This is a genomic window from Acidovorax sp. FG27 (assembly GCF_040365715.1).
Taxonomy (GTDB): Bacteria; Pseudomonadota; Gammaproteobacteria; order Burkholderiales; family Burkholderiaceae_C; genus Paracidovorax.
On sequence record NZ_BAABVY010000012.1, the window covers coordinates 114,384 to 139,437 of the forward strand.

Annotated in this window: 21 protein-coding genes; 9 read left to right on the forward strand and 12 right to left on the reverse strand. The window is 71.4% G+C overall.

The genetic code is table 11. The features are described 5' to 3' along the window. Positions 1–27 precede the first annotated feature (27 nt). Positions 28–1,494 carry a sensor histidine kinase gene (locus tag ABWV53_RS16480; protein ID WP_353367236.1) on the forward strand — a complete coding sequence of 489 codons (1,467 nt, stop codon included), beginning with the start codon at positions 28–30 and terminating at the stop codon, positions 1,492–1,494. Between the two features lie 114 nt (positions 1,495–1,608). On the opposite strand, the gene ABWV53_RS16485 is transcribed toward ABWV53_RS16480, so the two are convergent. The 3 genes from ABWV53_RS16485 to ABWV53_RS16495 form a co-directional block, all read right to left on the reverse strand. After that, the gene (locus tag ABWV53_RS16485) at positions 1,609–1,986 is read right to left on the reverse strand and encodes a DUF4148 domain-containing protein (RefSeq protein WP_353367237.1); all 378 of its coding nucleotides are present in this window, start codon (positions 1,984–1,986) and stop codon (positions 1,609–1,611) included. 425 nt (positions 1,987–2,411) lie between these two features. Then, complete coding sequence (locus ABWV53_RS16490; RefSeq protein ID WP_353367238.1) at positions 2,412–2,762, reverse strand: DUF4148 domain-containing protein; 351 nt, start codon at positions 2,760–2,762, stop codon at positions 2,412–2,414. A gap of 161 nt (positions 2,763–2,923) precedes the next feature. After that, on the reverse strand, positions 2,924–4,588 hold the full coding sequence (locus ABWV53_RS16495; protein WP_353367239.1) for an adenylate/guanylate cyclase domain-containing protein: 1,665 nt from the start codon (positions 4,586–4,588) through the stop codon (positions 2,924–2,926). A gap of 157 nt (positions 4,589–4,745) precedes the next feature. Between ABWV53_RS16495 and ABWV53_RS16500 the strand changes: the two genes are divergently transcribed. Continuing rightward, positions 4,746–5,462 (forward strand): Crp/Fnr family transcriptional regulator, encoded by a 717-nt coding sequence (locus tag ABWV53_RS16500; RefSeq protein WP_353367240.1) that lies wholly within the window; start codon positions 4,746–4,748, stop codon positions 5,460–5,462. 34 nt (positions 5,463–5,496) lie between these two features. Here the strand turns inward: ABWV53_RS16500 and ABWV53_RS16505 are convergent, their stop codons facing one another. The 4 genes from ABWV53_RS16505 to ABWV53_RS16520 all read right to left on the reverse strand — a co-directional run bounded on the left by ABWV53_RS16505 (position 5,497) and on the right by ABWV53_RS16520 (position 10,696). After that, entirely contained in the window at positions 5,497–6,825 is a 1,329-nt protein-coding gene (locus ABWV53_RS16505) for an MFS family transporter (protein WP_353367241.1), read from the reverse strand. A gap of 177 nt (positions 6,826–7,002) precedes the next feature. Then, a complete protein-coding gene (locus tag ABWV53_RS16510; protein ID WP_353367242.1) occupies positions 7,003–7,632 on the reverse strand; it encodes a response regulator transcription factor in 630 nt (209 codons plus the stop codon). Then, the gene (locus ABWV53_RS16515) at positions 7,629–9,770 is read right to left on the reverse strand and encodes an ATP-binding protein (RefSeq protein WP_353367243.1); all 2,142 of its coding nucleotides are present in this window, start codon (positions 9,768–9,770) and stop codon (positions 7,629–7,631) included. Before ABWV53_RS16515 ends, ABWV53_RS16510 begins: the two co-directional genes overlap by 4 nt. Further along, on the reverse strand, positions 9,770–10,696 hold the full coding sequence (locus ABWV53_RS16520; RefSeq protein WP_353367244.1) for a LysR family transcriptional regulator: 927 nt from the start codon (positions 10,694–10,696) through the stop codon (positions 9,770–9,772). Before ABWV53_RS16520 ends, ABWV53_RS16515 begins: the two co-directional genes overlap by 1 nt. A 141-nt stretch (positions 10,697–10,837) precedes the next feature. On the opposite strand from ABWV53_RS16520, the gene ABWV53_RS16525 reads away from it, so the two are divergent. Both ABWV53_RS16525 and ABWV53_RS16530 read left to right on the forward strand, forming a co-directional pair. After that, the gene (locus ABWV53_RS16525; RefSeq protein WP_353367245.1) at positions 10,838–11,800 is read left to right on the forward strand and encodes a tripartite tricarboxylate transporter substrate binding protein BugE; all 963 of its coding nucleotides are present in this window, start codon (positions 10,838–10,840) and stop codon (positions 11,798–11,800) included. 24 nt (positions 11,801–11,824) lie between these two features. After that, positions 11,825–12,754 (forward strand): N-formylglutamate amidohydrolase, encoded by a 930-nt coding sequence (locus tag ABWV53_RS16530; protein WP_353367472.1) that lies wholly within the window; start codon positions 11,825–11,827, stop codon positions 12,752–12,754. 31 nt (positions 12,755–12,785) lie between these two features. Here the strand turns inward: ABWV53_RS16530 and ABWV53_RS16535 are convergent, their stop codons facing one another. Further along, entirely contained in the window at positions 12,786–13,667 is an 882-nt protein-coding gene (locus tag ABWV53_RS16535; protein WP_353367246.1) for an EamA family transporter, read from the reverse strand. An 88-nt stretch (positions 13,668–13,755) separates the two neighbouring features. Continuing rightward, positions 13,756–15,036, reverse strand: a complete 1,281-nt coding sequence (gene lplT / locus ABWV53_RS16540; protein WP_353367247.1) for a lysophospholipid transporter LplT — start codon at positions 15,034–15,036, stop codon at positions 13,756–13,758. Positions 15,037–15,176: 140 nt separating this feature from the next. On the opposite strand from lplT, the gene alr reads away from it, so the two are divergent. Next, complete coding sequence (alr, locus tag ABWV53_RS16545; protein ID WP_353367248.1) at positions 15,177–16,271, forward strand: alanine racemase; 1,095 nt, start codon at positions 15,177–15,179, stop codon at positions 16,269–16,271. Positions 16,272–16,275: 4 nt separating this feature from the next. Further along, complete coding sequence (locus ABWV53_RS16550; protein ID WP_353367249.1) at positions 16,276–17,103, forward strand: hypothetical protein; 828 nt, start codon at positions 16,276–16,278, stop codon at positions 17,101–17,103. 311 nt (positions 17,104–17,414) lie between these two features. Here the strand turns inward: ABWV53_RS16550 and ABWV53_RS16555 are convergent, their stop codons facing one another. Further along, on the reverse strand, positions 17,415–19,076 hold the full coding sequence (locus ABWV53_RS16555) for an IPTL-CTERM sorting domain-containing protein (RefSeq protein WP_353367250.1): 1,662 nt from the start codon (positions 19,074–19,076) through the stop codon (positions 17,415–17,417). Positions 19,077–19,275: 199 nt separating this feature from the next. Here ABWV53_RS16555 and ABWV53_RS16560 point away from each other — a divergent pair, with 199 nt between their 5' ends. Together ABWV53_RS16560 and ABWV53_RS16565 are read left to right on the forward strand one after the other, a co-directional pair. Continuing rightward, positions 19,276–20,367, forward strand: coding sequence for a hypothetical protein (locus ABWV53_RS16560; RefSeq protein WP_353367251.1), 1,092 nt, complete (start codon positions 19,276–19,278; stop codon positions 20,365–20,367). A gap of 133 nt (positions 20,368–20,500) precedes the next feature. Continuing rightward, positions 20,501–22,111, forward strand: a complete 1,611-nt coding sequence (locus ABWV53_RS16565) for an ABC transporter substrate-binding protein (RefSeq protein ID WP_353367252.1) — start codon at positions 20,501–20,503, stop codon at positions 22,109–22,111. A 34-nt stretch (positions 22,112–22,145) separates the two neighbouring features. On the opposite strand, the gene ABWV53_RS16570 is transcribed toward ABWV53_RS16565, so the two are convergent. Together ABWV53_RS16570 and ABWV53_RS16575 are read right to left on the reverse strand one after the other, a co-directional pair. Continuing rightward, a complete protein-coding gene (locus ABWV53_RS16570) occupies positions 22,146–22,763 on the reverse strand; it encodes a glutathione S-transferase family protein (protein ID WP_353367253.1) in 618 nt (205 codons plus the stop codon). 284 nt (positions 22,764–23,047) lie between these two features. Then, positions 23,048–23,368 carry a hypothetical protein gene (locus ABWV53_RS16575; RefSeq protein ID WP_353367254.1) on the reverse strand — a complete coding sequence of 107 codons (321 nt, stop codon included), beginning with the start codon at positions 23,366–23,368 and terminating at the stop codon, positions 23,048–23,050. A 262-nt stretch (positions 23,369–23,630) separates the two neighbouring features. On the opposite strand from ABWV53_RS16575, the gene radA reads away from it, so the two are divergent. Further along, positions 23,631–25,010, forward strand: coding sequence for a DNA repair protein RadA (radA, locus tag ABWV53_RS16580; protein ID WP_353367255.1), 1,380 nt, complete (start codon positions 23,631–23,633; stop codon positions 25,008–25,010). Positions 25,011–25,054 lie beyond the last annotated feature (44 nt).

Genomic DNA, 25,054 nt, shown 5'->3' on the forward strand with positions numbered 1-25,054 from the left:
TTGAAGATCGGCGGCAGGGCCGGCGGCATGAAAATCTTCCAGCGCGAGCAGCGCTCCCTCTTCGGCGAGATCCTCGACTGGATGCTCACGCCCCTGCTGCTGCTCTGGCCCGTCAGCCTGGCGCTGACCTGGCTGGTGGCGCAGGGGCTGGCCAACAAGCCGTTCGACCGGGCGCTGGAATACAACGCCCACGCCCTGGCGCAACTGGTCACGGTGCAGGGCAGCCGGGTGCAGTTCAACCTGCCGCAGCCGGCCAGCGAGATCCTGCGCGCCGACGAGTCCGACATCGTCTACTACCAGGTCGTGTCGCCAGATGGCACGCACCTCTCGGGCGAGCGCGAGCTGCCCAAGCCGTCCGACGACGAGAAGCCCTTCTCGGGCGAGGTGCGGCTGCGCGACGCCGAACTGCGCGGGGTGGACATCCGCATCGCCTACCTATGGGTGCGGGTGCCGCTGCCGGGCGCGCCGGCCGTGCTGGTGCAGGTGGCCGAGACGCGCGAAAAGCGCAGCGTGCTGGCCACCGAGATCATCAAGGGCGTGATGCTGCCGCAGTTCGCCATCCTGCCCCTTGCCGTGCTGCTGGTGTGGCTGGCGCTGGCGCGCGGCATCAAGCCGCTGTCGCAGCTGGAAGAGCGCATCCGCGCGCGCAAGCCCGACGACCTCTCGCCGCTGGACCACAAGGCCGTGCCCATGGAAGTCGCGCCGCTGGTCGATTCGGTGAACGACCTGCTCGGCCGGCTCAACGACTCCATCGCCACGCAAAAGCGCTTCCTGGCCGATGCGGCGCACCAGTTGAAGACGCCGCTGGCCGGCCTGCGCATGCAGGCCGACCTGGCGCAGCGCGAGGGCTCGGACACCGAGGCGCTGCGCCGCTCGCTGCAGCAGATCGGCCGCAGCAGCATGCGCGCCACCCACACCGTCAACCAGCTGCTGGCGCTGGCGCGGGCCGAGGGCGGCACGGGCATGGTCCGCCATCCGGTGGACCTGGCGCAGCTCGTGATCGAGGTGGTGCACGACTGCGTGCCGCGCGCGCTGGAGCTGCGCATCGACCTGGGGTATGAAGGCGCCCGGCCGGGCACGCCGGGCGTCTGGATGCAGGGCAACGCCACCCTGCTCAAGGAGCTGGCGCGCAACCTGCTGGACAACGCCATGAACTACACGCCCTCCAGCGCCAAGCACCCGGGCGTCATCACCGCCCGCGTGCTGGCCGACACCTTCGGACAGGTGCTGCTGCTGCAGATCGAAGACTCCGGCCCGGGCGTGCCCGCCAGCGAGCGGGAGCTGGTCTTTCAGCCCTTCTACCGGGCGCTCGGCACCGACGCGGACGGCTCGGGCCTCGGCCTGCCCATCGTGCTGGAGATCGCGCGCCAGCACGGCGGCACGGTGCGGCTGGAAGACGCGCACCCGGGCCACACGCCGCCCGGTGCGCGCTTCACCGTGCAGTTCGCTTCCCGTCCCGCGCCCGGCCCTGCTCCCGCACCGGCAGCGCCGTGAACGGTGGCCTGCGATGCACGGGGGCGGACGCCACGCGAGCGCGGCATGAAAAAAGCCCGCGCATCGGCGCGGGCTGGTCGCGGCAGGTCACGCCCCGAGAGGGCGCGGCGCCGATCAGTTCGTCATCGGGACGGTGCGGCTTTCGTACACCGAGGCCACGGCGCTGGTCTCGCCGCCCAGGCGACGGACTTCGGCCAAGTACTCGGGGCCGCTGCGCAGGCGCTGGTATTCGGCGTAGCGCTGCTGGTACATCGGGTCGGCGGCAGGCGAGCCTTCACCCACCTGGTACATGCCCAGGCCCGCCTTCTGCCACAGGTTCCAGTCGGCCTGCACTTCGGCGCGCGACACCTGGCGCGACGTGTCCGACACCATCGGCACGGGCGTGGGGCCCGCCCAGACTTCCTGGTTCACGGGGCCGGTCATGGCCGGGCCGGCAAAGGCGGCACCGGAGAGGGCGAGGGTGGCGGCAGCGATGATGTGCTTGCTGTTCATGGTCTGAAGTCCTTTCGGGTGTGGATCGGTGAGATCGTCGGTACGAGGATTGCAATCCAAGGGGTTGCCGGTCTGGCGGGTCGGTCGGTGACCCTGGTGCCGTGTCGGCAGCGCTTTGGGCTGCGAGGAAGTTCAGTGTCTGCCGCCCTGCGGGGCGCGCCGTGTGCGAATCGGCAGAGATTGGTGTCGGGCCCCGTCCGACGGTGCTGTGCGGTGCGGCGCCAGGCCGTGTCCGCCAGCCGTCCGTTTCTCCAATGGCGCAGTGCCACCGCCGGCGGGCCCGTGAAAGCGGTATCGTTTCCCACCGCGCCGGCGGCGTCATCGCGCCGTCACGCGCTGTCTGTATGCATTTGCACGCGTCTCGATACGAGTGGAGACGCGTATTGATGCATAGTTACAGCGCGGGCCCGCACACGGCTGTGCGATCAGTTGACCGCGTTGCGCACGGCGGCGCCGGCGGTGTTCACGCTGCCGCCCAGGCGCTGGACTTCGGCCACGTATTCCGGGCCGCTGCGCAGGCGCTGGTAGGTGGCCAGGCGCTGTGCGTAGGCGGGGTCCGCCACGTCGTTGTGGTCACCGGCGTTCAGCTGGTTCAGGCCGGCACGGTTCCACAGGTTGAGGTCGGCCTGGACTTCGGCACGCGACAGCGGAGCGCCCGAGGCCACAGGTTCTGCGCCGAACCAGACTTCCTGCGAGGGGGCCGCGGCGGAGGCGGTACCCGCGAAGGTGGCGGCGGCCAGGGCGGCGATGGCGATCAGGTGTTGGGTGTTCTTCATGGCAGTGCTCTCTTTCAGTGAATTGCAGGGCGTGATTGCCAACTGCATGGACTGAAGTGTGGGCTCGTGCGGCGCCGGTGTATGTGCGCAAACGCACAGCTTTCGGCCATCGGGCAGCGGCGTCGCAGCGGGCGCGGCGGCGCGCTCGGAGCCCAGCTGTCTCAGCCCGGCGGCCACTGGCGCGCCGGGTGCGGCACGTGCAGCACCTCGAGCGGCTGCGAGCGCCCGCGCACCGCCACCTCCACCGGCATGCCCAGCGCCCGTTCCACGCCGGCACCGCGCGCGGCCTGCAGCGACAGCACCAGCCGCGCGCCCGCCACCTTGGAATAGTCCTGCAGGCGGCTGGCGGTGTTCACCACCTCGCCCACGGCGCTGAAGGTGGTGGACTCGCCCCAGCCCACCCGGCCCACCGCCACCCGGCCCGCGTGCAGCCCCATGCCGAAGTCCAGCGCATGGCCGAACTGCGCGGCGAAGCTCTCGCCCCAGGCGTCCATGCGCGCCTCGATCAGCGCGGCGGCCTGCACGGCCTGGCGGCAGGCGGTGGGCAGGTCGGTCTGCAGGCCGAAGATGGCCATCACGCTGTCGCCCACGAACTGGTTGGCCAGGCCGCCGCTGGCCTGCACGGCGGCGCCCACGCGGGCGAAGTACTGGTCCAGCACCCAGGCCAGGTCGAACGGCCACTGCCGCTCTGCCAGGCCCGACCAGCGGCGCAGGTCCACGAACAGGATCGCCACCTCGCGCTCTTCGTGCACGGCCAGGGCCGGGGCGTGCGGGGTGGCCGCGTCGGCCGGCAGCAGCGGGGTGACGGTGGCGTCGCCCCGCGGGCGCAGCTGGCAGGCCAGCCGCACGTCGGGCGGGGCCTGCACGCGGGCCAGCGTCTGGCGCTCATCACGCCCGGGCGGGGGCAGGTCGCCCGGCGCGGCGTGCACGCGCACCCGGCAGGTGGAGCAGCGGGCGCGCCCGCCGCAGCGCGACAGGTGGGCGATGCCGTGGGCGCGGCTGGCCTCCAGCACGCTGAAGCCGCGCGGCACCTGCACGGCGCGGTCGGGGTAGCGCAGGGTGATGGGGCCGCCGCGGCGCCACTGCCGCGTGGCGTCCCACGCCCAGCGCAGCCCCAGCAGGGCGGCCAGCGCCAGCAGCCAGCCCATGCGCAGATGGTCGGTCAGCGCGCCGGCGGCGGCGGCGCCCCCGGGCGTGGGCCGGGGCGAGGGCGGCAGCGCGAGCCACTGCAGCTCGCGCGCCAGCGCCAGCACGCCCAGGGCCGCCAGCACCGGCAGCAGCACGGCGCCGGTCAGCAGCAGCGGCTGCCAGCGGCGCCAGGCGGGCCGCGCGCGCAGGGCCAGGTGCAGGCCCAGGCAGCCGTGCGTCCAGCTGGCCGTCAGCAGCAGCCATTGCAGCGTCAGGCCCTCGGGCGTCCAGATGGCGCGGACGACGCGGGCGTAGGTTGGCTCCACCCCCAGCCAGTCATGGGTGAAGCGGGTGCCCACCGCGTGGCCCGCCAGCAGCAGCGGCAGGGCCAGGCCCAGCGCCAGCCGCAGCGCCTCGATGGCCGGCATGCGCAGGCTGCGGCGCTGCCAGACGGCCACGCAGGCCATGGCCAAGTGCGTGGCGAGCGCGCCGTAGAGCACCAGCGTGCCCGGCAGCGTGGCCCAACCGGCGTGCACGGCCCCGCGCACCGCCTCGGCCGCCGCCAGCGACACCAGCCCCACCGCGTGGTTGGCCAGGTGCAGGGCCACGTAGGTCCACAGCACCAGTCCGCTGGCCCAGCGCAGGTTGCGCAGGGACGGCCAGGCGAGGCGACGGGACGAAGGTGCGGGTGTGGGCATGCGGGGAGCAGGGCAGGGCAGGGCGGAGCGGTGCGCGCGGAGGGAGCGAGAGCATAAGGGCAACGCTCGGCAAGTCCCTCGCCGGCGGGGGCTGGCCTCGCGTTGCCATAATCCGCCCCCGGCCGCCCGGCCATGCCCCCTCCCCTGCTGCGCCGCCATGACCCCTGCCACCCCCGTCCGTTCCAGCCTGGCCTTGCGCCGCATCGAGCTCTTCGAGGGCCTGGGCGACGCCTGCCTGGACCAGATCGCCGCCGACTGCGACTGGCGCGCGGTGGAGGCGCGGCGCCCGCTCTTCACCCGCGCGTCGGACGGCGGCGAGGTGTACTTCCTCGTCTCGGGGCGCGCCCGCATCACCACCTACTCGGCCAACGGCCGCGAGGTCGCCTTCCGCGACTGCGAGGCCGGCGAGCATTTCGGCGACCTGTCGGCGCTGGACGGCCAGCCGCGCTCGGCCGACGTAGTGACGCTGGAATCGTCGCTGGTGGCCTGCATGGCGCCGCAGGCCTTCCTGGCGCTGCTGCAGCGCGAGCCGATGCTGGCGATGCGCATGATGCGCAACCTGACCCGCCTGGTGCGGCGACTGACCGAGCGGGTGATCGACCTCAGCACGCTGGGCGTGCACACGCGCCTGCACACCGAGCTGCTCCAGCTGGCCCGGGCGGCGGGCGTCGCGCCCGACCATAGCGCCCGCATCGACCCGATGCCACCACACGCCGCGCTGGCCGGCAAGATCAGCACCAACCGCGAGCAGGTCACCCGTGAGCTGGGTGCGCTGACGCGGCGCGGCGTGCTGAAAAAGGAAGGCGCGCACGCCGTGCTGGTGCCCGACGTGCGCGCGCTGGAGGCGCTGGTGGCCGCGGTGCGGGGCGACTGATCGACCCGCTGCCAGTGGGGGCCGGGGCTGCCCCTTACTTGTCGTGATGCAGGTAGGACGCCTGCCTGGGCAGCAGCAGGCTCACCAGGAAGGCGATCACCATCATGCCGGTGACGTACCAGTAGAAGTACGACTCGTGGCCCATCGACTTCAGCCCCAGCGCCACGTATTCGGCGCTGCCCCCGAAGATGGCGTTGCCCACCGCGTACGACAGACCCACGCCCAGCGCGCGCACCTCGGGCGGGAACATCTCGGCCTTCACCACGCCGCTGATCGAGGTGTAGAAGCTCACCACCGCCAACGCCAGCGTGATGAGCGCGCCGGCCACGAGCGGGCTGCCCACGTGCTGCAGGCTGCTGAGCACCGGCACGGTCATCAGCGCGCCCAGGGCGCCGAACAGCAGCATGTTGTTGCGGCGGCCGATGCGGTCCGAAAGCGCGCCGAACACGGGCTGCATGCACATGTAGATGAAGAGGCAGGCGGTCATCACGTTGCTGGCCGTCTTGATCGACATGCCGGCCGAGTTGACCAAGTACTTCTGCATGTAGGTGGTGAAGGTGTAGAAGATCAGCGAGCCGCCGGCCGTGTAGCCCAGCACGACGAAGAAGGCGCGCTTGTGGTGGGTGAACAGCTCGCGCATGGTGCCCGCGCCTTGGGCCGTGCTGTGCTGTTTCGTGGCCGTCTCGGTCAGCGTGCGGCGCAGCGCCAGGGCCACCACGGCGGCCACGGCACCCAGCACGAACGGAATGCGCCAGCCCCAGCTCTTGAGCTGGGCCTCGTCCAGCGTCTGCTGCAGCAGCACCACGACCAGCACCGCCAGCAGTTGCCCGCCGATCAGCGTGACGTACTGGAACGACGAAAAGAAGCCGCGCTGGCCGCGCATGGCGACCTCGCTCATGTAGGTGGCGGTGGTGCCGTATTCGCCGCCCACCGACAGGCCCTGCAGCAGCCGCGCGGCCAGCAGCAGCGCGGGCGCGGCGGCGCCGATCTGCGCGTAGGTGGGCAGGCAGGCGATGACCAGCGAGCCGGCGCACATCATCGTCACGGACACCACCATCGACGTCTTGCGCCCCTTGCGGTCGGCCAGCCGGCCGAAGAGCCAGCCGCCCACCGGCCGCATCAGGAAGCCCGCCGCGAACACGCCGGCCGTGTTCAGCAGCTGGACCGTCGGGTCGGACTTCGGGAAGAAGGCCGGCGCGAAGTAGATCGCGCAGAAGGCGTAGACGTAGAAGTCGAACCACTCCACCAGGTTGCCCGAGGAGGCGGCGAAGATGGCGAAGATGCGCTTCTTCTTCTCCTCGAAGGTGTAGGGGGTGGGGTCGGCGGCCGCGTGGGCCGTGGCGGTGGTGATTGTCGTGGTCATGGATGCGGTCCTTGTCTCGGTCTGCCTTGCTCGGTCTGCCTTGTGTCCGTGCTGCCCGAGTCTGCGGCGCCGGGCGCCGCCTGTCGTCCGTAGCCGGGCGCCATGCGCCTGCGTACCGCTACGCAAGGGTTAACACTGAGAAGGCGCGCAGAGGCCGGACGCGCTCCGGGTGGACCGCTACAGGCCGTGCTCGCGCAGGAAGCGATCCAGCTGGTGGCTGTTGGCCAGCCCCAGCTTGGCGAAGGCGTGCGCGCGGTGCGTTTCCACCGTGCGCTGCTCCAGCGGGGCGAGCTCCTGCGCGATCTGCTTGTTGGGCTTGCCCTCGGCCACCAGCCGGGCCACCTGCATCTCGCGCGGGGTAAGCTTGTCCCAGAGCGCCTGGGCCGCCTGCCGGGCCTGCCGGCGCGTGGCGACCTCGCCCGCCCGCTGCAGCGCGCGGCCCACGATGTCCAGCAGCCGCTCGTCGTGGCAGGGTTTCTCCAGCCAGTCGAAGGCGCCGTTCTGCACGGCGGCGACGGCCATCGGGATCTCGCCGTGGCCCGAAAGGAAGACCACCACCAGCGGGCTGCCCTGCGCCCGCAGCGCATCGAACACCTCGAGGCCGCTCATGCCGCCCAGCCGCAGGTCGAGGATGGCGCAGCCCGGGCGCTGCAGGTCGGCGCTGGCCAGGAAGTCCTCGCCCGAGGCGAAGGTCTGCACCGCATGGCCGCGCGAGAGCAGCAGCAGGCCGAGCGAGCGGCGCACCGCCTCGTCGTCGTCCACCACGCAGAGGTGGTTGGCGGGGGCGGCCGGGGTGGTGGCGTTCATGGCGCGGTGGTCTCCAGTTCCAGGGTGAATACGGTGCCGCCGCCGGGCCGGTCGGCGAACGACAGGCGGCCGCGGTGGGCCTCGGCGATGGTGCGGCAGATGTTCAGCCCCAGCCCCAGCCCGGCGGGCTTGGTGGTGAAGAAGGGCGCGAACACCTGCTCGGCGAGCGCGGCGGGAATGCCCGGCCCCCGGTCGGCCACCCGGATGCACAGGCGCCCGCCGCAGGCCTGGGCGTCGATGTCCACCGTGCGGTCCTGCGGCGGCGTGGCCTCCATGGCCTGCAGCGCGTTGGCGATGAGGTTGAGCAGCACCTGCTCGAGCAGCACCCGGTCGCCGCGCACCGCGCCCAGGCCCGGCGCGATGCGCACCTGGGCGCGCGCGCCGCGCTGGCGCATGTCGCCGCGCACCAGCGCCAGGGCGTTGGCGACCAGCGCATCCACCGCGCAGTCCTCGTGGCCGGCGGTGTGCTGCCGCACGAAGCCGCGGATGCGGCGCACGATCTCGGCGCTGCGCTGGGCCTGCGCCACGGCCTCGTCCAGCGTGTCCGCGAGCAGGTCGGCCCGGCCCTGCTGGGCGAAGGCCTTGGCGGCGCTGGCGTAGTTGCTGAGCGCCATCAGCGGCTGGTTGAGCTCGTGCGCCAGGGTGGAGGCCATCTCGCCCAGGCTGGCCAGGCGCTGCGCGTGCTGCAGCTGCTCGTCGTTCTGGCGCTGGCGCTGTTCGGCGCGCTTTTGCTCGGTGATGTCCACCACCGAGCTCATCCAGCCCGCATGCGTGCCGTCGGCCAGCACCAGCGGCGCGGTGTAGACCATGGTGATGACCTCGCGGCCGCCCCGGTGCATCAGGCGCGACTCGAATCCCGAGAGCGCGGGCTCCCCGCGCATCATGGCCTCGTAGTGCTGCCAGTGCTGCGGCACGTCGTCGGGGTGCCAGTACGGGTAGGGCGGCAGCCGGCCCAGCAGCTCCTCGGCGGCGTAGCCCGTCATGGCGCAGAAGGCGGGGTTGACGTAGGTGATGCGGCCCTCGGCGTCGCGCGCGCGCATGCCGACCAGCAGCGAATCCTCCATCGCCTTGCGGAAGGCGTGGGCCTCGTCCAGCGCCTGCGTGCGTTCGCGCACGCGCAGCTCCAGCTCCTGCCGGGCATCGCGCTGCTCGGCGAAGCGCCGCTCGCGCAGCTGCCAGTAGAGGCCGCCCAGCAGCAGCACCGCCGCGCCCAGCAGGCCCAGCAGCCAGGCGCGCTCGCCGGCGCGGGCCACCTCGGCATGGTCGGACAGCACGGTGAGCGTCCAGCCCAGCTCGGGCAGGGGCTCGTCCACCGCCAGGAACCGGCGCGCCGTGCCGGCGAGCTCCGTGCGCACCAGGTAGCCGGCTTCGCCTGCCGTGCGATCGACCCGCCACGGCAGCGCCGGAAAGCCCGGCCGCGGGCCGTACTGCTGCTCGCTGCGCATGCGGGCCAGCTCGGCGGGCGGCACTGCGCGCAGGGTGTGATACAGCCAGCCGGGCACCGAGCTCAGGAACACCACGCCGCGCGCGTCCGACAGCAGGATCGGGTCACGCGCATAGGCCCAGGCGTCCTGCTGCGGGTGCAGGCTGACCTTGACCGTGACCACGCCCTGCACCGCGCCGTTCTCGGCGCGGACCGACGCGGAGAGAAAGAGCCCCGGCTCGCCGGTGGTCTGCCCCACGCCGTAGAACATGCCGCCGCGGCCCGCCAGCGCGTCGACGAAGTACGGCCGGTTGGCGTAGGAATGGCCCACGAAGCTCTGCGGCGTGTCCCAGTTGCTGGCCGCGCGCGTCACGCCGTCGGTGCCGATGAGGTAGAGCGCGTCGGAGCCCGCTTCGCGGTTGACCTGCGCGATGTAGCGGTTGGCGCGGGCTTGCGCGGCCGCGTCCTCGGGGTGGGCCAGCGCGGCGCGCAGGTCGGGGTGCAGCCCGGCGGTGAAGGGCAGGTGCCGGTACTTGCCGGCCGCATCGCGCAGCGCCAGGGCATGCACCTCCATCGACCGGCGCGCCGCATCGGCCTGCAGGCGCGCCTCGCGGCGGCCGGCCCAGGCGGCGGCCAGGCCAATCAGCAGCAGCGCCAGCCCGAGGGCGGCCGCCCACGCGGCGATGCGGCGCAGGCGGGGAGCCGGGGGCCGCATCACGCGCTTCCCGGGCCGGGCGCCGGCCGGGCCGGCGCGTTCAGGCCCAGCAGCCAGTCGCGAAAGCGCACCAGCGGCGCCAGGTGCGCGCGCGCCTCCGGGTAGCAGAGCCAGTAGCCGGTGTCGCTGGTGTAGCCGCCCTGCGCGAGCGGCTCGGCCACGGTGCCGGCGGTGATCTCGTCCTGCACCAGGCAGCGCGGCACCAGGGCCACGCCCATGCCCACCGACACCGCGCGGATCAGCGTCTGGAACTGGTCGAACTGCGGGCCGGCCAGCGTGCCCGCCAGCGGTACGCCGTGCGCCTCGCTCCAGTGCTGCCAGGCCCCGGGCACGTTGGCGTGCCGCAGCAGCGTGCAGCGCGGCACGTCGCGCGGGCTGCGCACCTCCACCTCGCCCACGCCGCTGCGCGGCGCGATCAGCGCCACGTCGTTGCCCGCCAAGTAGTGCGAACGCGCCCCGGGCCAGTGCCCGTCGCCGAAGAGGATGGAGCAGTCCAGGTTGGGGTCGGAGAAGTCGTAGCCGTGCACGAAGGGCACGAAATGGAGCGTCACCTGCGGATGCAGCTGGTGCAACTGGGGCAGCAGCGGAATCAGCCACTTGGCCGCGAAGGTCGGCAGCACCGACAGGTGCAGCGCGCCGCCGCCGTCGCTGCTGGTGATGAGCTCCAGCGTGGCGGCCTCCAGCCGGGCCAGCAGGGCGCTGACGGCCTTCTCGTAGCGCTCGCCCGCCGGCGTGAGCGACAGGCGCTTGCGGCTGCGCTCGAACAGGTCGATGCCCACCCAGCGCTCGAGCTCCTGCACCTGCTTGCTGACGGCGCTCTGCGTCAGGTGCAGCGCCTCGGCGGCGCGCGATATGCCCCCGAACCGGGCCACGGTGCAGAAGGCGCGCAGCAGGTGCAGCGGAGGGTTCAGTCGGCGCAGGGACATGGCGTGGGAGAGCAGCCGGGGCTGGATCAGTGTCTGCCAGATTCAAATCATTCCAGATCGGAATGTTATCAGGCATAAGCATTGCTTTTTGATGGGAACCGATTCCGGTAACCTGCGTCTCATATTCAAAGGAAGTCCCCTATGCAACGTCGTCACATCCTGGCCGTCCTGGCCGCTGCTTCTGTCGCTCCTGGAATGTCCTTCGCGCAAGACAAACCCTTGCGCATCGTCGTGCCCTTCCCGCCCGGCGGCGCCACCGACATCGCCGGCCGCGCGCTGCAGGAGCCGCTGCAGCGCCTGCTGGGCCAGCCCGTGGTGATCGAGAACCGCGCCGGCGCGGGCGGCTCCATCGGCATGGCCGAGATCGCCCGCGCCCCGGGCGACGGCCTGACCTTCGGCGTGGCCACGCTGTCCACCCACGGCGTGAACCCGGCCGTCTATGCCAAGCTTCCCTACGACCCGATCAAGGACTTCGTCGGCGTGACCGAGATCGTCAAGGCGCCCGGCGTGCTGGTGGTGAACCCGCAGGTGCTGCCCGTCAAGGACTTCGCCGAGCTGGTGGCCTACCTCAAGGCCAACCCCGGCAAGATCTCCTACGCCACGCCCGGCAACGGCACCATCGGCCACATGTGGGGCGAGCTGTTCAAGAGCAGCACCGGCACGGCCATGGTGCACATTCCCTACCGCGGTGCAGGCCCCGCCATCAATGACGTGCTGGGCGGCCAGGTGCCGGTGTACTTCGACCAGGTCGCCTCGTCGCTGCCGCACGTGAAGGCGGGCAAGCTGAAGGCGCTGGCCGTGTCGTGGCCCGAGCGGCTGGACGTGCTGCCCGACGTGCCCACCTATGCCGAGCTGGGCTACAAGCAGGCCAACGAACCCTCGTGGTTCGGCCTGGTGGCCCCGGCCGCCACGCCGGCCGCCGCCGTGCTGCGCGTGCAGCAGGCCGTGGCCACCGCGCTGAAGGAGCCGGCCGTGCGCGACCGGCTGGCCGGGCAGGGCCTCTATGCCTCCGGCACCACGCCGGCCGACTTCTCCAAGCAGATCGTGCGGGAGATCGACAAGATGAAAAAGGTGGCGGCCTATGCCAAGATCAAGATCGAATAACCCTGCCGCCGGAGCGACGTGCCTATGCAAGCCGTGCTGAAACTCATCCACAGCCACTACCAGCAGGCCGAACCCGGCGCGGCCGGGGCGCCCTGCGCGCCGCCGGCCCAGCGCATGGTGAGCGTGGTGCCCGGCCGCACGCCGGTGGTGCTCGACTCGCCGCACAGCGGCACGGTCTATCCGGAAGACTTCCGTGCCGCGCTGGCGCTGCCCGTGCTGCGCCGCGCCGAAGACACCCACGTCGAGAAGCTCTACAGCTTCGCGCCTTCGCTGGGCGTGGGCTGGGTGGAGGCGCACTTCCCGCGCATCTACCTGGACGCCAACCGCGACACCACCGAGCTGGACGTGGGCCTGCTCGATGCCGAATGGCCCGAGGCAGTGACCACCGACCCGGTGGTGCTGCAGAAGGTGCGCCTGGGCAAGGGCCTGATCTGGAAGTTCACCGACGAAGGCGTGCCGATCTACGACCGCCTGCTGGGCGTGGACGAGATCCGCGCCCGCATCGACCGCTGCTGGCGCCCCTACCACCAGGCGGTGGCGCGGGAGATCGACGCGGCCCATGCCCGGCACGGCTACAGCATCCACATCAACTGCCACTCCATGCCGGCCGTGGCGGCCAGCCACGCCACGCTGCACCCCGGGCTGGCGCATGCCGACTTCGTGGTGGGCGACCGGGACGGCACGACCGCCGACCCGCGCCTGTCGCAGCGCATCTGCGCCTTCCTGCAGGAGCGCGGCTACAGCGTGGACTACAACCACCCCTACAAGGGCGTGGAACTGGTGCGCCGCTATGGCGATCCCGCGCAGCAGCGGCACAGCATCCAGGTGGAGATCAACCGCAAGCTCTACATGGACGAGCAGACGCTGGCGCTGGACGCCGCCGGCTTCGAGCGCCTGCAGCGCGACCTGCGGGCGCTGGTGGAGATGCTGCTGGCGACCGACCCGCGCGGGTGACCGGCGGCTCCGGCCGCGCGGAGCCTGCCGCTCAGCGCCGCTGCAGCGCCGCCAGCAGCGAGGCCGAAACGATCAGCGCCCCGCCCAGCAAGGTGCGCGGCTGCAGCTGGGCGGCGGACAGCACCACCGACGACACGCTGGCGAACACCACCTCCGAGAGCAGCACCACCGCCGTGGTGCCCGCCGCCAGCCGCGCCGCGCCGAACTGCAGCGCCCAGTTGCCCAGCAGCAGCAGCACGGCCAGCCAGGCGGCCGTCACCACCCAGGTGGCGTTGGGCGCGGGGAAGGCCTCCACCACGCCCGCCTGCAGGCCGATGCAGGCCACCGCGGTCGCCATCAGCATGCAGCCGCCGAACATCGAGAACATGCGCGCCTGGCCGGGCACCGCGCTCAGCCGGCGCAGCGTGACGTTGGTCATGGCGAACATGAAGCCGCCCAGCAGCGCCAGCCCGTCCGCCAGCGACAGGCCCTCCAGCAGCCGCGCCGGCGTGGCGCCGGGCGGCACCAGCACCAGCCCCAGGCCGGCGAAGGCCAGCAGCAGCCGGCCGATGGCCATGGGCGTGGGCCGCTCGCCCAGCACGCGCCACGCCAGCAGCACGGCCCAGGCGGGCATCAGGTAGAAGAGCAGGATCACCCGCACCACGTCGCCCACCGTCACGGCCCAGTTGAAGGCGACGTTGTTCAGCCCCGAGCACACCGCCAGCAGCCACAGCTGCGGATGCGCTCGCACCTGCGCCCAGAGGCCCGGGCGCAGCGCCAGCAGGGCCAGCAGCACGCCGCAGTACATCACCGCCGTGGCCCAGAGCGGATGCAGCCCGGCGCCGTGCATCAGCCGGAACGGCCACCAGGCCAGGCCCCACACCAGGGCGTTGAACAGCAGGGCGCAGATCGGCAGCAGCGGAGACGGGTTCATGGGTCAAATACGGTGCTGGCGCTTGATGTATCAGCGCGGACAGCTATTCAATTGATAGCAAGCCTGCTCTGCGTGGGCCGCGGGCCGGTCAGTGGTGGTGGTCGTGCCGGGCGATGTGCAGCAGGTGCGCCACCTCTTCAGGGTGGTGCGTGCAGTTGTGGCGGTGCCAGCGCTGGATCAGCCACATCACGCCCGCCACCACCAGCCCGAACGCCGTGATGGCGCCGAACACCGACAGGCCCATTTTCAGCGACAGGCTGTAGAACGCGCCCAGCGCCAGGATGCAGGCCTGCTCGTTGAAGTTCTGCACGGCGATGGAGCGGCCCGCGCCCATCAGGTTGTGGCCCCGGTGCTGCAGCAGCGCGTTCATCGGCACCACCAGGTAGCCGCCCAGGCCGCCCAGCAGGATGAGGAAGGGAATGGCGATCCAGATGTTGCTGATGAACACCATCAGGATCAGCAGGAGGCCCATGGCGATGCCCAGCGGGATGACCTTGGTGGCCGCGTCCAGCCGCATGCGCATGGAGGCCACCACCGCGCCCACGGCCGTGCCGATGGCGACCACGCCCGTGAGCGCCGATGCCTGCGTGGTGTTGTAGCTCAGGGCGGCGGCGGCCCAGGCCAGCACGATGAACTTCAGGTTGCCGCCCGCGCCCCAGAAGAGAGTGGTGGTGGACAGCGAGATCTGGCCCAGCTTGTCGCGCCACAGGCGGCTGTTGCAGGCCCAGAAGTCGGGCAGCATGGCCAGCGGGTTGGCGGGCATGGGGCGCATCTCCACGCCGGTGTGCGGAATGCGGGTGTTGAACCAGGAGGCCACCAGGTACAGCAGGATCATCGCGGCCACGGCCGCCTCGGCGGGGGTGTCCACGCCCGTATCGAAGACCGGCATGTCGAACGACAGGAGCTGGCCCGACACGGCCGGCCCGATCAGCTGGCCGCCCAGCAGCACGCCCAGGATGATCGATGCGATGGTCAGCCCCTCGATCCAGCCGTTGGCCTTGACCAGCTGCGAGGCGGGCAGCAGTTCGGTGAGGATGCCGTACTTGGCGGGCGAGTAGGCCGCCGCGCCCAGCCCCACCACCGCGTAGGCGACGAGCGGGTGCGAGCCGAACAGCATCATCAGGCAGCCCACCACCTTGATGGCATTGCTGAAGAACATCACCCGGCCCTTGGGCATGGCGTCGGCGAAGGCGCCCACGAACGGGGCCAGCACCACGTAGAACAGCGCGAACATGGGCACCAGGGCGGCGCGCTGCCATTCCGGAGCACCTCCGGTGCGCAGCAGTTCGACGGCGGCCACGAACAGCGCGTTGTCGGCCAGCGAGCTGAAAAACTGCGCCGACATGATGGTGTAGAAACCGCGCTTCATCGATTGGCTGGGGGCTGCATCAGTCGGGCTGATGTCCTGTGAAATATCTCAACTTGCAACAAGCGAGCGGCGGTTATATCACGCACCCCGCGGCGGCCAGTGCCAGAATTCCGACCTTTCTCCCCGTAGAAATACCTGCCATGCCGCGTCCCATTCTGGCCACCGTCCACCCCGCTGCGCTCCAGCACAACCTGGCGCGCGCGCGCCGCGCCGCGCCCGACGCGCTGGCCTGGGCGGTGGTCAAGGCCAATGCCTACGGGCACGGCATCGAGCGCGTGTTCGGCGCCCTGCGGTCGGCCGACGGCTTCGCCCTGCTGGACCTGGCCGAGGCCGAGCGCGTGCGGGCCCTGGGCTGGCGTGGCCCCATCCTGCTGCTCGAAGGCGTCTTCGAGCCGCGCGACCTGGAGCTGTGCTCGCGCCTGGGCCTGTGGCATGCCGTGCATTGCGACGAGCAGATCGACTGGCTGGCCGCGCACAAGACGCAGGCGCCGCACCGCGTCTTCCTGAAGATGAACAGCGGCATGAACCGGCTGGGCTTTCCGCCCGACCGCTACCGCGCCGCGTGGGCGCGGCTGAACGCCCTCACGCAGGTCGACGAGATCTCGTTCATGACCCACTTCAGCGACGCCGACGGCCCGCGCGGCACGGCGCACCAGATGGACGTGTTCCGCACCGCCACGCAGGACCTGCCGGGCGAGCGCAGCCTGAGCAACAGCGCCGCCACGCTGCGCCAGGGCGGCGACGCGGCGGTGCGCGCCGACTGGATCCGCGCCGGCATCGTCATGTACGGCAGCGCCCCGGACCACCCCGAGCGCACCGCCGCCGACTGGGACCTGCAGCCCGCGATGACGCTTTCCACGCGCATCATCGGCGTGCAGCACCTGCGGGCGGGCGACACGGTGGGCTACGGCTCGCGCTTCACCGCCGACGGCCCGCTCACCATCGGCATCGCCGCCTGCGGCTACGCCGATGGCTACCCCCGCCATGCGGGCGACGGCACGCCCGTGCTGGTGAACGGCGTGCGCACCCGGCTGGTGGGCCGCGTCAGCATGGACATGGTCACCGTGGACCTGACCGGCGTGCCCGACGCCGGGGTGGGCAGCGAAGTCACCCTCTGGGGCCGCGCCGCCAGCGGCACGGTGCTGCCCATCGACGAGGTGGCCCATGCGGCTGGCACGGTGGGCTACGAGCTGATGTGCGCCGTGGCGCCGCGCGTGCCCTTCGCGGTGGATTGATTTGATGCGGAACGTGGCCCGCAAGCCGGCGCCTGCATCGAACTGGCGCCGCATCCAGGCGCCGCGCCGGGCGCTGGCCGAGCGGCTGCAAAGCCGCCACCGCCTGCGCGTGCACGGCTGGTGCATCGGCAGCTTCACGCTGGCGCTGATGTGGGCCACGTCGCACCTGCAGATGCTGTGGGGCGTCGATTCGCTGGCCCTGCGCTACCTGAGCACGTTGGGCGTGGGCTACGTCGCCTACCTGCTCGTGCTGCGCGCCTGGGCGGCCTGGCTGGTGTGGCCGCACCGGCGCGGCGAGGGTGTCGACCCCGGCCTGGACCTGGTACCCGAATGGCCCGGCACGCAGCCGGCCGGCCGCGGCCCACCCGAGCCCGGTGGCGGTGGCGACTTTGCCGGCGCGGGCGCCAGCGGCGATTTCGACGGGCCGCTGGCGCAGGCGGGCGAATCGATGGGCGACGGCTTCGGCACGGCGGCCGGCCACGCCCTGGAAGCCGCGGCCGGCGCCGACGAAGGCGCGGTGGTGGTGGTGCCGGTGGTGGCCATCTTCCTCATCGGCCTGGCCATCGCCTTCGGCGCGGGCGCGCTGGCCTGGCTCTATTTCGGCTGGGAGGTGCTGCTCACCGTGGCGGTGGAACTGGCCTTCTCGGTCGCCACGGCCCGCGCCGCGATGGGCGCCGAGCGCGCCGGCTGGCTGGGCGCCGCCGTGCGGCTGACCTGGAAGCCGCTGCTGGGCGCGCTGCTGTGCGCCGTGGCGCTAGGCGCGGCGCTCGACCATTTCATGCCGCACGCGCAGTCGCTGCCGCAGGCGCTGCGCATGCTGCGCGCGCATTGACGCGGCGGCCCCGTCTCCGCGTGCCCGGGGCCGCCACCCCTTAGAACGTGTTGACGATCTCCCAGGGGTCGCGCAGCGGTGTGGGCGGGTGGGGTGCAAGGCGCGGTGCGCAGTGAATAGCTTGGGCTATTCACAAGCGCCGCAACGCCGCAGAGCGCCCGCCCACACCGCTGCCCTTCGGGTTGGAGCGAAATCGGGCGATTGGAGGCTCCGGCTGCTTGCATGGGCACGAGCCCATGCGGCGCATCCGCAGCATCCACTCATCCCGATTGCGCTCCAACGCGATCCCCTGCGAGATCGTCAACACGTTCTTAGGCGCCGCGTGAGCCCGGGCTGCGCCGGCGCCGCAGGAAGGCGGCCATGCCCACGAGGCCCGAGAGCATCGCCAAGCCCCATTCCGACAGCGTGGGAATGGCTTTCGCCCCGGCGCCGGGCCCCGCATCGGCGGCGGCCGAACCGCGCACCAACTGGTAGGCGCGGCTGCGGCCCGCCGTGTTGACCTGCAGCGTGTAGTGGAATCCGCCCAGCACGACCGAGCCGCCCTGCAAGGTGACCGTGGGCGCGGCGTCGATGTTCCCGCACAGCATCAGCGTATGCGGCGAGGTGGCCGGAGCAGGCTGGCTGGTCGGAATCTGCAGGGTCACCGTGGCCGTGCCGCAGCCGGTGCCCAAGCTGGGCGCATCGCCCCGCAGCTCGATGCGGTCGTTGATGTCGTCCATGCGGAGGGTGAGCGTGCCGCTCATGCCCGACAGTGAGTTCAGCGTCGCCGACCCGGGGTCGCCGCCGGTGTTCCATGTCGAGTCATTCGGGTTCAGCCACAGCCGTGCGCCGGTGTCGGTGACGACGGGGCCATTCAGGCGGCCGCCGGTCATGAAGAGGCGGTTGTCGGCGCCCGAGGTGCTGACGACGGCATAGCCGATGGGCACCGAGTCGGCATCCACCCCGCCCAGCGTCGGAGACTGCGACGCGACCGTGACATCGCCCAGCTCGACGTTCGCCGTGCCGGCCCCGCCCGTGAACGCGATGGCGCTGCCATGGGTGGACGTGATGCTCCCCGATTGCTGGAGGTAGTACATGACGGAGCTGCTGGAATTGCCGTGGTGCAGGTGAACGCCCGAGTCGTGCGCGGTGATGGCCGCGCTGCTGAACTGCGCCGTGCCGACGTTGGCATTGCCGCTGGAGGCGCCCTCCAGTGTGACGCCGTTGCCGCCCGCCTGCAGCGTGAACAGCGGGGCTGCCATGCTCACGCTGCTGGGGAGGGTGCCCGTGCCGGCGGCCCTGACATAGATCCCCGAGCGCGCGCTGCGGAGTGAGCCGCCGCCCCAGATGGTGATCGCTCCGCCGTCCGTGGCCTCGACCGCGAAGGCGGTCTGCGCGGCCTGCGTCGTGTCTACCTCCAGCGCTCCGTCCACGGTGACGCCCGATGGCGTCGTGGCCAGCGCGCCCACCCCGGTGCCGTGGGCCACCACCGCCCGGGCCGTGGTGCCCGGCTGGGTGGTACTGGTGGTGACGCTCAGGCCGCCGCCGATCTGAACCTGCGCGCCGTTCGACGCATAGACGCCTTCATTGGAGGTCGGGTTGTAGACGCTCGTCGCTTCGATCGTGATCGTGGTGTACCCGTCGGTGCGGGCGCGGCTTGGCTCCGGCGGGCTCGCCGCGCTCTGCCCATCGGCATAGATCCCCCGCGTGCCGCTGTTGCCGCCCCCCGGTGGTGGCTCGTTGCTGTTGTAGATGGAGAGGCCGGAACCCACCCTCGCATACTGCCCGCCGTACACCACTTTGATGATGGCCGGGTCGAACTCGCCGTGGCCTGACCAGGAAATGGTGTTCATGCAGCCCGCGGGCGTGACACCCGCCACCGCGTCCACATAGCAGGCAGGGGCCGCGTGGACCGATGCCATGGCCATGCATTGCAGCCCCAGCAACGTGGCGGCTTTCGTGGTGCGGGAACGGCGGCGAAGGTTTCGTTTCATGGTGAGAGGGGCCGATGTGGGACCGATGTGGGACAGGTGCCGCGATCCTTGCGCAGCCGTCCTGGCGGCGCCATTCCCCCCAGGGGTACCCCCCGGCGCCCAAGGCGGCCGGAGGGCACGGGCCCTGCCTACAATGAATCCACAGGCGCTCTCATCGCCAGCGCGCCGAAGAACAGGAACGCTAAGGAAGGGGTGGGCCATGCGGCGTCTGACCGAGAAGAAGCGCCACGAACTGGATCTGCTGTGCCGCGCGGGGGCGGGCCTGGCACCCATCGCGCCGGCCGTCTGCCGCCTGGCCCGCGAGATGGTGGGCGCGGAGGCCTGCGCCCTCTTCTGGCTCGATGCCGACGGGCACCCCGAGGGTTTCTTCCACGAGCACTCCACCGCCGACGCGCAGGAGCTCTTCCTCAATGAATTCGACCGGCTCTTCGTGGGCCCGGCGGAAATCAATGTGGCCGCATTGGCGCAGACCCAGGGCGCGCGCGTGGGCCGGCTGCTGGACGTGCCCGCTTCCTACTACCGCTCCAACACCTTCAACCTGCTGGTCAGGGCGAGCGGCCACCACCACAGCCTCGACCTGCGGGTGGACGTGGACGGCCGGGCGCGGGCCGTGCTGCTGCTCTTTCGCACGCGGGTGCGCGCCTTCGACGACGGCGATGCCGCCCTGCTGACGCGCATCGAGCCCTACCTGCAGCGGGCGCTGAGCGGTGCGCGGGAGGCTGCCGCGCGGAGCAGGCCGCCGCTGCGCACCGGCCACCTGCTGCTGGGGCAGGGCGGCCGGCAGCTGCTCATGCTCTCCGGCGACGCGGAGGCGCTGCTCAAGGCCTGCACGCTGGTCGGCCAGGACGTGCGCCTGACAGGCCCCCTGCAGGTGGTGCCGCGCTTCGTGCGCGACCTGTGCGCCCAGATGGAGGCATCGGGCCAGCCCACGGCGCGCCGCTGGCTCGACATCCCGGCGGGCCGCCTGGCGCTCACGGCCTGCCGCCTGCACGCGCCGGCGCAGCATGCGCAGGGGCCCGCCCTGCCGACGCTGGTCACCCTGGAGCTGGCGGCGCCCGAGCGCCTGCACCTGGTGCAGCGCGTGCTGGAACTGGAGCTGTCGCCCCTGCAGCGCGAAATCGCCCTGCATGCCGGCCTGGGTGGGGTGCGCGCCGATTGCGAGCGCGAGATCGGCGTGAGCAAGGAGGCACTGAAGAAGCACCTCAAGGCCATCTATCGCGCGGCGGGCGTGGTGGACTGGACGGGGCTGTCTTCGAGCCTGGGCGGCGTTGGCGAGCGGGCCAGCGGGTGAAAACCGGTGGGCGGTGCGCGGCGCCCACCGCGGATGCACGGGCCCGGCATATGGATAACACCAGAAATTGCTTACGTTCGGCGGCCCGGGGCGGCATAGTGCTGCCACGTTTCACTGCAACCCTCCGCCCGACATGCGCACTTCGCCCCCCCTGACACAGACCTTGTTCGCCCCCGCCGCCGCGGCCGTTCTCGCCGCGTCCGCCCTCCTGCCGCTGGCGGCCGATGCCGCCACCTTCCGCTTCGCCCGCTCGGCGGACGTGTCGTCCTGGGACATCCATGCGCAGAACGTGGGCGTGAACAACGCGCTGCATTCGGCGGTGTACGAAACGCTGGTCGAATACAACAGCAAGACCTTCAAGCCCGAGCCGCAGCTGGCCACCGGCTGGAAGCAGGTCACGCCCACGCAGCTGCGCATCAGCCTGCGCCTGGGCGTGAAGTTCAGCGACGGCTCGCCGCTCACGGCCGGCGACGTGAAGTTCTCGCTGGAGCGGGCCAAGGCCAAGACCTCGAACTACGCCGTCTACACGCAGGGCATCGACCGCGTCGAGGTGGTGGACGCGAACACTATCGACATCTTCTCCGACGTGCCCAACCCGGTGCTGGTCAACCAGCTGACCGAGCTGCGCATCATGAGCAAGCCCTGGGCCGAGAAGAACAACGCCCTGCTGCCCAAGGACATCAAGACCAGCGACGAGCCCTACACGCACCGCAACACGCTGGGCACGGGCCCGTTCGTGCTCACGTCGTGGGCGGCCGACCAGCGGCTGGTGCTGGCCGCCAACCCAAACTGGTGGGGCCGGGGCAAGTTCGCGGGCAACGTGACCGACGTGGTCTACACGCCCATCAAGTCGGACGCCACCCGCACTGCCGCGCTGCTGTCGGGCGAGGTCGATTTCGTGCTCGACCCCAGCCTGCAGGACGTGCCGCGCATTCGCCAGCAGCCGGGCCTGAAGGTGCTCGACGGCGCCGAGAACCGCACCATCTTCCTCGGCATGGACCAGTTCCGCGACGAGCTGCAGAACTCCAGCGTGAAGGGCAAGAACCCGCTCAAGGACGTGCGCGTGCGCCGCGCGCTGTACCAGGCCATCGACATCAACGCCATCCAGCGCGTGGTGCTGCGCGGCCTGGCCCAGCCCACCGGAGCCATCGTTGCGCGGCAGGTCAACGGCTGGACGCCCAAGGCCGACGTGCGCTGGCCCTACGACCCCGCCGCCGCGCAGAAGCTGCTGGCGGAGGCCGGCTATCCGCAGGGCTTCGAGGTCGACTTCGCCTGCAGCGCGGGCCGCTACATCAACGACGAGCAGCTGTGCCAGGCCATCACCGCGCAGTGGGCCAAGGTGGGCGTGAAAGCCAAGCTGCGCTCGCTGCCCTTCGCCACCTATTTCCCGATGATCCAGCGCAACGAGGCCAGCATCTACCTGCTGGGCTGGGGCGTGCCCACCTTCGACGCGTTCTATTCGCTGCAGTCGCTGATCCGCTCGCCGGGCGCGGGCGGTGACGGCAACTTCAACCTGGGCCGCTTCAGCAATCCGCAGCAGGACGCGCTGATCGAGCGCATCAAGAAGGAAACCGACACCGCCACCCGCAACGGCCTGATCGAGCAGGCGCTGGTGAAGGACCACGAGCTGATCTCGCACATCCCGCTCTACAACCAGGTGATCCCGTGGGCGGCGACGCAGAAGGTGGAGATCATCCACCGCGCCGACAACCGCATCGACTGGCGGCTGCTGAAGGTGAACTGACCCGGCGCGGCGACGCGGCGGCGCGGCGCCGCCGCTACGCCAGCGCGCGCTGCACCGCAGGCCGGGCGGCCACGCGCTCGTGGTGGGCGTGCACCTTCGGAAAGCGGGCGATGTCCACGCCGTCGCTGCGCAGCCAGCCGGCCACGGTGAACAGGTAGCCGTCGGCCACCGAATACCGGTCGCCCAGCACCCAGGGGCCCTGCAGGTAGTGGCGCTCGATGAGCTCGAAGCCTTCCTCCATGTTCTGCGGCACCTTGCGCTGCATGGCGGCGATGGCCTCGGGCTCGTCCGCCCAGCGGCTGGCACGCGGGCGGTGCGCATGGGCCACGTGCACGGTCGAGGCGAGGTAGGCGTGCACCTCCTGCATGCGGGCGAAGCCGAATGCGTCGGTGGGCGCGAGTTGCGCGGCCGGAAAGCGCTGCGCCACATAGGCCAGCAGAGCCGGGGTTTCCGTCAGCACGCCTTCTTCCGTCACCAGGGCCGGCACGCGGCCCTTGGGGTTGACCGACAGGTACCCGGCCGACTGCTGCTGGCGCGCGGCAAAGTCCAGCAGGTGCAACTGGTAGGGCGCGCAGGCCTCTTCCAGCGCGATGCGCACGGCCAGCGCGCAGGTGCCGGGGGCGTAGTAGAGGGTCAGGGGGGTGGCGGGCATGGCGGGGTCTCCGTGGCGTGGAAGCAGGCGAGGGGGATGAAGCCAGCAATGCTATCGAAAGCGAAGCGGGATGCGCTCGCCGGCTCGAGGTTTCAGGCATTTTGGTGCCGAGCCGCCCGGAACTGCTGCGCCGGGAGCTATCAATATGGTAGCAATCGGATGAGCCGGTGCCCCAACGACAAGGCCCCGCCACGGGCATGCCGTGCGGGGCCTGGGAAATGCGGAACCTGGAAAGTGCGGAACCTGGGAAATGCGCGCCCGGTGCCGGGCGCGAGCGGAGCCGGTCAGTTCGTGCGGGGTGCGCTCGACGGCTGCGACGCGGGCATGGCGGGCGATGCCGGCGTGGTCGTGCTGCCGCCAAAAGTGGGGGCGGCGCTGCTGCTGGTGCCCATGGAAGCGCCTGTGCCCGTGCCGGCACCGGTGCCCGTCGTGGCGTCGGGCGTCGGCGTGGGGGGAGCGGAGGGGGCCGGCGTCATCGGCGCGGGCGTGGTGGTGTTGGCGGGCTCACCGGGCTTGTTGCGGTCGCAGGCGGTCAGTGCCAGGGCCGACACCATCACCAGCGGTGCGGCCACCAGCCAGCGAGGCGTGTTGCGGGAAGAATTCATGGCTCATCTCCTTGGAATAAAGGGTCGCGGCGAACTGCTGCGAGAGCCGCCATGCTAGGCAGCGCCCGGGCCGCCCAGGGTAGGATAGTGCTGACATCGCATTTGCTTACGTCCGGCCCTGATGCCTCCGAACACGGGGTTGCCTCAAGGCCCTTGCAGACGGGGTCGCGGCTCGCATCTGTGCGGGGTGCCGCCGCGGAAATCCCCCGGCGCCTGCGCACCTTCGCCCGTGGCGGCGCTTCCGATCAATCTCCCCTCCCCCATGGCCAAAGAAAAGACCCTCTTCACCTGCACCGCCTGCGGCGGCACCAGCCCGCGCTGGCTGGGCAAATGCCCGTCCTGCGGCGCCTGGAACACGCTGGTCGAGACCGTGGCCGAGGCCGGCCCCGGCAAGAACCGGCTGAGCGCGCCGCAGTACGCCGGCCTGGCGCAGGCGCAGGCCGTGATGCCGCTGGCCGCCATCGAGGCCAGCGACGTCGCGCGCACGCCCAGCGGCATCGACGAGCTGGACCGCGTGCTGGGCGGCGGCGTGGTGGAGGGCGGCGTGGTGCTGATCGGCGGCGACCCGGGCATCGGCAAGTCGACCCTGCTGCTGCAGGCGCTGGACGCGCTGCAGCGCCTGGGCCTGCCCACGCTCTACGTGACCGGCGAGGAAAGCGGCGCCCAGGTGGCGCTGCGCTCGCGCCGGCTGGGGCTGGACCACAGCCAGGTCAACGTGCTGGCCGAGATCCAGCTGGAGAAGATCCTCGCCACCATCGAAGCCACCCAGCCGGCCGTAGCGGTGATCGACTCGATCCAGACCGTGTATTCCGACCAGCTCACCAGCGCGCCCGGCTCGGTGGCGCAGGTACGCGAATGCGCGGCCCACCTCACGCGGGCGGCCAAGGCCACCGGCGTGACCATCGTCCTGGTGGGCCACGTGACCAAGGAGGGCGCGCTCGCCGGCCCGCGCGTGCTGGAGCACATGGTCGACACGGTGCTGTACTTCGAAGGCGACACGCACAGCCAGTTCCGCCTGGTGCGCGCCATCAAGAACCGGTTCGGCGCCGTGAACGAGATCGGCGTGTTCGCCATGACCGAGAAGGGCCTGAAGGGCGTCACGAACCCCAGCGCCATTTTCCTCAGCCAGCACAGCGAGCCGGTGCCCGGCAGCTGCGTGCTGGTCACGCTGGAGGGCACGCGGCCCATGCTGGTGGAGATCCAGGCGCTGGTGGACGAGGGCGGGCCCAGCCCGCGCCGCCTGTCGGTGGGGCTGGACCGCGACCGCCTCGCCATGCTGCTGGCCGTGCTGCACCGCCACGCCGGCGTGGCCTGCATGGACCAGGACGTGTTCGTGAACGCCGTGGGCGGCGTGCGCATCAGCGAGCCGGCGGCCGACCTGGCGGTGATGCTCGCCATCACCTCCAGCCTGCGCGGCAAGCCCCTGCCCAAGGGCTTCATCGCGTTCGGCGAAGTGGGCCTGGCCGGCGAGGTGCGGCCCGCGCCACGCGGGCAGGAGCGGCTCAAGGAAGCTGCCAAGCTCGGCTTCAGCGTGGCCGTGGTGCCCAAGGCGAACGCGCCCAAGAAGCCCATCGAAGGGCTGACCATCCACGCGGTGGAACGGGTGGACCAGGCCATGGAAGTGGTGCGAGGCATCGGCTAATTCTTGCTGCGTCAAGGCTTCGCTGCCAGAGTTTTGAACCTGGC

Bases quoted from the DNA above. Each gene is read 5' to 3' on its own strand.
- ABWV53_RS16480 (WP_353367236.1), top strand. From the start codon at position 28: ATGAAAATCTTCCAGCGCGAGCAGCGCTCCCTCTTCGGCGAGATCCTC.
- ABWV53_RS16485 (WP_353367237.1), bottom strand. From the start codon at position 1,986: ATGAACAGCAAGCACATCATCGCTGCCGCCACCCTCGCCCTCTCCGGT.
- ABWV53_RS16490 (WP_353367238.1), bottom strand. From the start codon at position 2,762: ATGAAGAACACCCAACACCTGATCGCCATCGCCGCCCTGGCCGCCGCC.
- ABWV53_RS16495 (WP_353367239.1), bottom strand. From the start codon at position 4,588: ATGCCCACACCCGCACCTTCGTCCCGTCGCCTCGCCTGGCCGTCCCTG.
- ABWV53_RS16500 (WP_353367240.1), top strand. From the start codon at position 4,746: ATGACCCCTGCCACCCCCGTCCGTTCCAGCCTGGCCTTGCGCCGCATC.
- ABWV53_RS16505 (WP_353367241.1), bottom strand. From the start codon at position 6,825: ATGACCACGACAATCACCACCGCCACGGCCCACGCGGCCGCCGACCCC.
- ABWV53_RS16510 (WP_353367242.1), bottom strand. From the start codon at position 7,632: ATGAACGCCACCACCCCGGCCGCCCCCGCCAACCACCTCTGCGTGGTG.
- ABWV53_RS16515 (WP_353367243.1), bottom strand. From the start codon at position 9,770: ATGCGGCCCCCGGCTCCCCGCCTGCGCCGCATCGCCGCGTGGGCGGCC.
- ABWV53_RS16520 (WP_353367244.1), bottom strand. From the start codon at position 10,696: ATGTCCCTGCGCCGACTGAACCCTCCGCTGCACCTGCTGCGCGCCTTC.
- ABWV53_RS16525 (WP_353367245.1), top strand. From the start codon at position 10,838: ATGCAACGTCGTCACATCCTGGCCGTCCTGGCCGCTGCTTCTGTCGCT.
- ABWV53_RS16530 (WP_353367472.1), top strand. From the start codon at position 11,825: ATGCAAGCCGTGCTGAAACTCATCCACAGCCACTACCAGCAGGCCGAA.
- ABWV53_RS16535 (WP_353367246.1), bottom strand. From the start codon at position 13,667: ATGAACCCGTCTCCGCTGCTGCCGATCTGCGCCCTGCTGTTCAACGCC.
- lplT (WP_353367247.1), bottom strand. From the start codon at position 15,036: ATGAAGCGCGGTTTCTACACCATCATGTCGGCGCAGTTTTTCAGCTCG.
- alr (WP_353367248.1), top strand. From the start codon at position 15,177: ATGCCGCGTCCCATTCTGGCCACCGTCCACCCCGCTGCGCTCCAGCAC.
- ABWV53_RS16550 (WP_353367249.1), top strand. From the start codon at position 16,276: ATGCGGAACGTGGCCCGCAAGCCGGCGCCTGCATCGAACTGGCGCCGC.
- ABWV53_RS16555 (WP_353367250.1), bottom strand. From the start codon at position 19,076: ATGAAACGAAACCTTCGCCGCCGTTCCCGCACCACGAAAGCCGCCACG.
- ABWV53_RS16560 (WP_353367251.1), top strand. From the start codon at position 19,276: ATGCGGCGTCTGACCGAGAAGAAGCGCCACGAACTGGATCTGCTGTGC.
- ABWV53_RS16565 (WP_353367252.1), top strand. From the start codon at position 20,501: ATGCGCACTTCGCCCCCCCTGACACAGACCTTGTTCGCCCCCGCCGCC.
- ABWV53_RS16570 (WP_353367253.1), bottom strand. From the start codon at position 22,763: ATGCCCGCCACCCCCCTGACCCTCTACTACGCCCCCGGCACCTGCGCG.
- ABWV53_RS16575 (WP_353367254.1), bottom strand. From the start codon at position 23,368: ATGAATTCTTCCCGCAACACGCCTCGCTGGCTGGTGGCCGCACCGCTG.
- radA (WP_353367255.1), top strand. From the start codon at position 23,631: ATGGCCAAAGAAAAGACCCTCTTCACCTGCACCGCCTGCGGCGGCACC.